This window comes from Pluralibacter gergoviae ATCC 33028 = NBRC 105706 (genome assembly GCF_001598855.1).
Classification (GTDB): Bacteria; Pseudomonadota; Gammaproteobacteria; order Enterobacterales; family Enterobacteriaceae; genus Pluralibacter; species Pluralibacter gergoviae.
The window spans coordinates 389,536-395,538 of the sequence record NZ_BCZS01000002.1; the positions used below are offsets into that span (position 1 = coordinate 389,536).

At 62.5% G+C, this 6,003-nt stretch carries 7 protein-coding genes and 1 other annotated feature; of the genes, 3 read left to right on the forward strand and 4 right to left on the reverse strand.

Translation table 11 applies throughout. The features are described 5' to 3' along the window. Positions 1 to 474: a threonine/serine exporter gene (locus ENGE1_RS04210; protein ID WP_043086154.1), complete on the reverse strand. Its 474-nt coding sequence runs from the start codon at positions 472 to 474 to the stop codon at positions 1 to 3. Further along, positions 465 to 1,232 (reverse strand): threonine/serine exporter family protein, encoded by a 768-nt coding sequence (locus tag ENGE1_RS04215; RefSeq protein ID WP_043086153.1) that lies wholly within the window; start codon positions 1,230 to 1,232, stop codon positions 465 to 467. Before ENGE1_RS04215 ends, ENGE1_RS04210 begins: the two co-directional genes overlap by 10 nt. Before the next feature lie 192 nt (positions 1,233 to 1,424). Between ENGE1_RS04215 and pobA the strand changes: the two genes are divergently transcribed. Together pobA and ENGE1_RS04225 are read left to right on the forward strand one after the other, a co-directional pair. Then, on the forward strand, positions 1,425 to 2,609 hold the full coding sequence (gene pobA / locus ENGE1_RS04220; RefSeq protein WP_048253222.1) for a 4-hydroxybenzoate 3-monooxygenase: 1,185 nt from the start codon (positions 1,425 to 1,427) through the stop codon (positions 2,607 to 2,609). Between the two features lie 22 nt (positions 2,610 to 2,631). Then, on the forward strand, positions 2,632 to 3,510 hold the full coding sequence (locus ENGE1_RS04225; RefSeq protein WP_064360551.1) for a helix-turn-helix domain-containing protein: 879 nt from the start codon (positions 2,632 to 2,634) through the stop codon (positions 3,508 to 3,510). 6 nt (positions 3,511 to 3,516) lie between these two features. On the opposite strand, the gene ENGE1_RS04230 is transcribed toward ENGE1_RS04225, so the two are convergent. Then, entirely contained in the window at positions 3,517 to 3,975 is a 459-nt protein-coding gene (locus ENGE1_RS04230; RefSeq protein ID WP_043086148.1) for a YbaK/EbsC family protein, read from the reverse strand. Positions 3,976 to 4,212: 237 nt separating this feature from the next. Between ENGE1_RS04230 and ENGE1_RS04235 the strand changes: the two genes are divergently transcribed. After that, positions 4,213 to 5,556: a PTS sugar transporter subunit IIC gene (locus ENGE1_RS04235; protein ID WP_043086147.1), complete on the forward strand. Its 1,344-nt coding sequence runs from the start codon at positions 4,213 to 4,215 to the stop codon at positions 5,554 to 5,556. Between the two features lie 15 nt (positions 5,557 to 5,571). Here the strand turns inward: ENGE1_RS04235 and ENGE1_RS29470 are convergent, their stop codons facing one another. Then, positions 5,572 to 5,661 carry a (2Fe-2S)-binding protein gene (locus ENGE1_RS29470; protein WP_218016954.1) on the reverse strand — a complete coding sequence of 30 codons (90 nt, stop codon included), beginning with the start codon at positions 5,659 to 5,661 and terminating at the stop codon, positions 5,572 to 5,574. A 127-nt stretch (positions 5,662 to 5,788) separates the two neighbouring features. After that, positions 5,789 to 5,993 (reverse strand) — a sequence feature (23S ribosomal RNA rRNA prediction is too short). Between the last annotated feature and the right edge of the window lie 10 nt (positions 5,994 to 6,003).

Sequence of the window (6,003 nt, forward strand, 5' to 3'; positions counted from 1 at the left end):
TCAGACCCGGGGACGCTTGCGGTAGAGCCACAGGCCGGGCAGCGACAGCCCTATCGACAGCGCGCCGACGATGGAGATGGCTTTAAAGAAGTTGCCGAGCAGGGTCTCCATCAGCGCTTCGCTGTAGCCGAAGTGGCTGATTTTTACCGCCGAAATCATCGCCGTGTAGGCGGAGATACCGGGAAACATCGGAATGACGGCGGCAACGGTAAAAATTTTCGGGTGCGCCAGATACCAGCGCGACCAGCGGATGCCGATGCAGCCCACCAGGATCGCCGCAAAAAACGTCGCCCACTCCACGCTGAGGCCGCTGTGCATCATCAGCATCCGCGAGCCGTGGCCGATGGCGCCGAGCAGCGCGCACCACGGCAGCGCGCGGGCGGGGACGTTAAAGACAATGGCAAAGCCCACCGCCGGCACGGCGGACAGCAGCATATCCTGCGCCAGCGCCAGTAAAAAAGGAATTATGCCCATCCGCGCAGCCCCCACAGCGCCATCGCCAGCACCACGCCGATGCAGGTGGCCAGGGTCAGCATACTGGCGATCGCCCAGCGCGCCAGGCCGGTATTGACGTGACCCTTAAACATGTCCGCCACCGCGTTGATCAGCGGAAAGCCCGGCACCAGCAGCAGGACGCTGGCCGCCATGGCGATCGTCGAGGTCTGGACAAACGGCGGCAGGCGCAGCAGCAGCCCGGAGACGGTGGTGGCGGCAAAGGCGGTAATGCAGAAGTTTATCTGCGGATGCAGCCCGCGGTGGGTTAGCAGCTGGCGGATATACATGGCAACGGCGCTGGCGCAGAAGGTGACCAGTGCCCCGTCCCAGCCGCCGCCGTTGAGGCGGCAGAAGCAGGCGCAGGAGAGCGCCACCATGCTGACGACCAGCCAGCGCGGGTAGCGCAGGGGCTGGATATGGCTCAGGCGTTTGCCAACGTCGTCGGCGTCCAGCAGCGCGTGTTCGGCCATGATGACAATATGCTGCACCTTGGTGACAACGTGCATATTAATGCCGCGATCGTGATTTTTGCGCGTGGAGGTGAGGCACTCGCCGCGATAGAGCGTCGTCAGCACGATGGCGTTCGAGGAGATGGCGCTCTCCACGCTGTCCATCCCCAGCGCCAGCCCGAGGCGGCTGGAAAGCTCGTCCACCAGCGCGCTCTCGGCGCCGTGCTGTAACAGCAGCAGCGCGCACTGAATGCACAGCCGCGTGACGTGTCGTTGGTCCATTTGCATCCGTTCCTTTATGGCTACTGAGCCGTAACGGAACAGATTTTGAACTACGCCACACTTTTTGTAAATCGTTGGAAAGTGCACGTTTACCGTGATTTTTGGCCTTCTTTTTTACGGCCGGGTTATCAAAAATGCATTAAGACACTTTGTTGATACAAAAATAAAACAAATAATTAACCATTGGAGGCTGCAAGCGTGAAAACCCAGGTCGTGATTATTGGCGCAGGTCCCTCGGGTCTGCTGCTGGGGCAGCTGCTGCACCGGGCGGGGATCGATAACCTGATTATTGAGCGCCGGACGCCGGAGTATGTGCTGGGGCGCATCCGGGCGGGCATTCTGGAGAGCGGCACCGTTGCCCTGCTGCGGGAAGCGGGCGTCGGGGTGCGAATGGACGCCGAAGGGCTGGTCCATCACGGCGTCGAGTTTCTGTTCGACGGGCAGCGCACGCCGGTGTCGCTCAGCGCGCTGACCGGCGGCAAGAGCGTAATGGTCTACGGCCAGACCGAGGTGACCCGGGACCTGATGGCGGCGCGGGCCGACAGCGGGGCGCCGGTTATTTACGGCGCGGACAACGTCGTTCTGCACGACATGAAGTCGGACCGGCCGTACGTGACCTTTGATAAAGAGGGCGAGCCGTGCCGGGTGGAGTGCGACTTTATCGCCGGCTGCGACGGCTTTCACGGCGTCTCGCGCCAGAGCATTCCCGCCGCGTCGCGGCGCGAGTTCGAAAGCGTCTGGCCGTTTGGCTGGCTGGGGATGCTGGCCGATACGCCGCCGGTGAATCCGGAGCTGATTTACGCCCATCATGAACGCGGATTCGTGCTTTGCAGTCAGCGCTCACTTACCCGAAGCCGCTACTACCTGCAGGTACCGCTCAGCGACCGCGTTGAACAGTGGTCTGACGAACGCTTCTGGCAGGAGCTGACGCGCAGGCTGCCGGCAGATCTGGGCAATAAGTTAGTGACCGGTCACTCACTGGAGAAGAGCATTGCCCCGCTGCGCAGCTACGTGGTGGAGCCGATGCAGTACGGCAGGCTGTTTCTGGTGGGCGATGCGGCGCACATCGTGCCGCCGACCGGCGCCAAGGGGCTGAACCTCGCCGCCTCGGACGTTAACTACCTGTGGCGGATCCTGCGCGAGTACTACCTGCGCGGACGCGGCGACCTGCTGGCCCGCTACTCCGGCTACGCGCTGGACCGGGTGTGGAAGGGCGAGCGCTTCAGCTGGTTTATGACCCATCTGCTGCACGACTTCAGCGAGAAGAGCCCGTTTGACCGCAAAATGCAGCAGGCGGATCGCCGCTACTACCTCGGCTCCCGGGCCGGGCTGACGACCATTGCCGAAAACTATGTCGGGCTGCCCTACGAGACGGTTGCCTGATCCGACGTTAACAGGAGGCTTGATGCCCCGGAGCAGTAAAGTCCCGACGTTTAAGCTGTACGGCGAGGCGGCGGACTGGCCGACACCGGAGCTGCTGCACTGTGAGTCTATTTTTGAGCGCAGCAGCCTGCACGGGTGGCACATTCGCGTACACCAGCACGCGGAGCTGGTGCAGATGCTCTACCTGCAGAAGGGGCAGGCGGAGATTATGGTGGAAGGGGAGACGATTATCTGCCGCGAGGCCAGCCTGCAGGTGGTGCCCGCGCTGTGCGTGCACGGCTTTCGCTTCTCGCCCGGCACCCAGGGCTACGTGCTGTCGCTCTCCCTGCCGCTGCTGGGCCGCTTTGAGGCGCAGTTTGGCCGCCAGCTCGAGGTGCTCAACCGCCCGGGCTGCGTGGCGGTGAAAGCGTCGAAAAAGCATATCGACGCCCTGTTCGCGACGCTGCTGGCGGAGTATCAGCAGGAGCAGGACGCCAGGGAGATGATGCTGCACGCTATGCTCAGCGCGCTGCTGGTGTGGCTCAATCGCCAGGTGCAGGCGCCGCCGCCGGCTGAAGCGGGCGGTGAACGCAAGCGCACGGTGATGCGCCAGTTCGCCCGGCTGATTGAGAGCCACTACCGGGAGCACCTGCCGCTGGCGGAGTACGCCCGGCGGATCGGGCTGTCGGTGACCCACCTCAATACGCTGTGCCGGGAGCTGCACGGCTGCAGCGCGCTGGGCGTGCTGCACCGGCGCCTGATGCTGGAGGCGGAGCGCAGCCTGCGCCACACCAGCATGAGCGTACGGCAAATTGCCGACTTTCTCGGATTCAGCGATGCGACCTACTTTTCGCGCTTTTTTCGCCGCTACCGCGGCGAGGCGCCGGGGCGGTTTCGCCAGCGGCTGATGGCCGACTCGTAGCCGGGGCTACTGGCAGACGTCAACCCACTCGGCGTCCGTCAGTTCCGCCAGCCGCTGCGGCGAGAGGCGCACGGCGCTGTGGATGGCGCCGGCGGCGGGCAGCACTTCATCATAGTCTTTTAACGACACATCGCAGTAGACGGCGAGCGGGTTCTCCAGGCCAAAAGGGCAGACGCCGCCGACCGGATGGCCGGTCCAGGTGACCACCTCATCGGTACTGAGCATCCGCGCCTTGGCGCCGAAAGTGGACTTCAGCTTTTTATTGTCCAGCCGGGCGTCGCCTTTGGCGACCACCAGTATCACAGCATCCTTGACCTTCAGGGAGAGGGTTTTGGCTATCTGCCCCGGGGCGACGTTGTGCGCCGCCGCCGCCAGCGCCACGGTGGCGGTACTCTGATTCAGTTCGATGATTTCAATATCGGGGGCGCGGTCTGAGAAAAATTGCCGCACGGATTCAAGGCTCATGGTTCTCTCCTGATATAAGCGCAGTAAATCTGGCACAAGCCGCCGGTACTGTAAATATCCGCCGTAACGATAGCGGCTATTTCGCCGTTTATCGATCCTCTTCACATTCGCTGCAACCGGTTACAGTAACCGGTTGCAGATGCGGCAAACCGGGATTAAAACTGAAGAGGTAACCTACTCAGTCATTTATAAAAAACAAGAGCCGTCCTATGAAACCTTTCCCGCAGGAGAGCCGCCATGTCAGGTAATAGCGCCGCGTTTAATCTGATTTTTCGCTTTGTTGAAAATTACGTTAGCCCGATTGCCGGGCGGATCTCCGCCCAGCGCCACGTCATGGCCATCCGCGACGGCTTTATCTCCGCGATGCCGTTTATGATTGTCGGCTCTTTCCTGCTGGTGTTCGCCTACCCGCCCTTTTCGGCAGATACCACCCTGGGCTTTGCCCGCGCCTGGCTGGATCTGGCCAAAGAGTACGAAGGACGTATTCTGACGCCGTTTGATATGACGATGGGCATTATGTCTATCTACATCTGCGCGGCCATCGCCTATAACCTCGGCAAGCACTACGAGAAGGGCGCCGGGCTGGATCCGTTTATGTGCGCCATGCTGTCGATCATGGCCTTTCTGCTGGTGGCGGCGCCGAAAACCGACGGCGCGCTGCCGGTGGACAGCCTCGGCGGCACCGGCATTTTTACCGCCATTCTGGTGGCGCTCTACTGCGTGGAGATGATGCGCTTTCTGAAGGTGCGCAATATCGGCATCCGCCTGCCGGACCAGGTGCCGCCGATGATCAAAAATTCATTCGATCTGCTGATCCCGGTGCTGGTGGTGGTGGTGACCCTCTACCCGCTGAGTCTGCTGATCCAGAGCCAGTTCGGGATGCTGATCCCGCAGGCGATCATGGCGCTGTTTAAGCCGCTGGTGTCGGCGGCGGACTCGCTGCCGGCGATCCTGCTGGCGGTGCTGATTGGCCATCTGCTGTGGTTCGCGGGTATCCACGGGGCGGCCATTGTCTCCGGGATGCTGCAGATGTTCTGGCTGACCAACCTCGGCCTCAACCAGACCGCGCTGGCGCAGGGCGCGCCGCTGCCGCACATCTTCATGGAGGCGTTCTGGACCTTCTTCATCGTCATCGGCGGCTCCGGGGCGACGATGGGGCTGGTCATCTGCTACCTGCGCAGCCGCTCCGCCCATCTGCGCTCAATTGGCCGCCTGGGCGTGGTGCCGAGCTTCTTTAATATTAACGAGCCGGTGATTTTTGGCACGCCTATCGTCATGAATCCGGTGTTCTTTATTCCCTTCCTGCTGGCGCCGATGGTCAACGCCACGCTCGCCTGGGCGGCAATGAAGCTCGATCTGATTGGCCGGGTGATCTCGGTGGTGCCGTGGACCGCACCCGCGCCGGTGGGGGCGGCCTGGGCGCTGGGCTGGGACTTCCGGGCGGTGATCCTCGTGGTGCTGCTGGCCTGCGTATCGGCCATTATCTACTTCCCGTTCTTCAAGGTGTATGAGAAGCAACTGCTGGCGCAGGAGGCGGAAGAGGCGCAGCGCGCGGCGCAGGAGGGGGAGCAGGTGGCGTAACGGACCCGGGCCCGGCTACTTCAGCGTGCAGTCGCCGCACGGCTGGACATCCGGCAGGCGGTAGCGCTGGCAGCAGGTGCGGCGCACCAGCGCGCCGTCGCGCATGACGACCGTGCGCCACAGCGGATTATCGCGGCCGTCGGAAAAACGCGGAGAGAATAAGAGGTGCTGGCGCAGTGCGTTGACCAGCGCATCGCCGAGCAGCGGCCGGAGGTCGCCGAGATACCAGTTGATCAGATAGCCGGTGTTGCTCCAGATAAGCTTACCGTTGATGTCGCCGGTTGCTTCCAGGGCTTCTACCACCGGGCAGCAGCGTGCGGGTCACCAGCTGTTCTGCCCGCGCCTCCGCCAATTAACCTTCCGGCACCGGGCAGGCGTCACACCGTATACGTCCACTTTCGTGTTTGCACAGTGCTGTGTTTTTAATAAACAGTTGCAGCCAGCTGG